We start from the raw sequence: 1,063 nt of genomic DNA, 5'->3' as shown, positions 1-1,063 counted from the left end.
GTCGGGCGCGTCGCGCCCCGGCCAGGTCGGCGCCTGCGACAGCGGCAGGTCGGCCTGCACCGTGTAATGCTCGGGCTGGGCGAGGATCCGCGCACGCCACTCGGCCAGCTGCGCCGGCGTGAGCCGCGCGCCGATCACCGGATCGAACGCGCCGCCGGCCTGGGCGTCGGGCGGATACGACGGTTTCACGATGCTGCGCGCGAGTTGCGGCAGCGCGTCGTTGCACGCGGCCGCCTCGCCGCACCACCACGAATGCACGGCGGGCAGCGTCAGCGTTTCGCCGAGCAGCCCTTCCGCGAGGCGCGGCATGAAGCCGAGCATGCCCGGCGATTCGAGGAAGCCCGAACCCGGCGCATTCGCGAGCAGCACGTTGCCCGCGCGCACGGCCTGCAGCAGCCCCGGCACGCCGAGCATCGAATCGGGCCGCAGTTCGAGCGGATCGAGCCATGCGTCGTCGACGCGCCGCAGGATCCCGTGCACGGGCTCGAGCCCGCGCAGCGTCTTCAGGAACACGCGGTTGTCGCGCGCGGTCAGGTCGCCGCCTTCGACGAGCGTGAGACCGAGATAGCGCGCGAGATACGCATGTTCGAAGTAGGTCGCGCTGTGCGGCCCCGGCGTGAGCAGCACGATTCGCGAATTCTTGCGGGCCGGGCTGAGCGCCTGCATGCTCTGCAGCAGCGACCGGTACGCGGACGCGAGCCGCTGCACGCGCAGCCCGCGGAAGCCGCGCGGAAAGAGCCGTGACACGATCAGCCGGTTTTCGAGCAGATAACCGAGCCCGGACGGGCCCTGCGTGTGCTGCGCGACGATCCGCCATTGCCCGTCGGGGCCGCGCGCGAGATCGAACGCAACGATGTGCAGCCACGTGTCGCCCGGCACGCGCGCGCCGCGCATCGCGCGCAGGTAGCCCGGGTGGCCGGTGACGAGCGCGGGCGGCAGCAGCCCGGCTTTCATCGCGACGATCCACGGCAGCGCACGCAGCCCGGCCCACGCGAAGCGCGGCGTGCCGACCGCGTAGCGGACGAAATGGCGGAAGCTGTCGGTGGTCGTGATGGTGCCGTCG

The 1,063-nt window shown here is 72.3% G+C and carries 1 protein-coding gene; it reads right to left on the bottom strand.

Annotated features, from left to right (window positions below; genetic code table 11):
* Nucleotides 1-1,063 (bottom strand): circularly permuted type 2 ATP-grasp protein (locus tag F3J14_RS35070; protein ID WP_247682371.1); only part of this gene is annotated, 1,063 nt, incomplete at both ends.

This window comes from Burkholderia sp. Tr-862, from assembly GCF_011753085.1.
Taxonomy (GTDB): domain Bacteria; phylum Pseudomonadota; class Gammaproteobacteria; order Burkholderiales; family Burkholderiaceae; genus Burkholderia; species Burkholderia ambifaria.
Note: the sequence above shows the minus strand (reverse complement) of the source record. Positions and strands in the feature narration are given on the sequence as shown.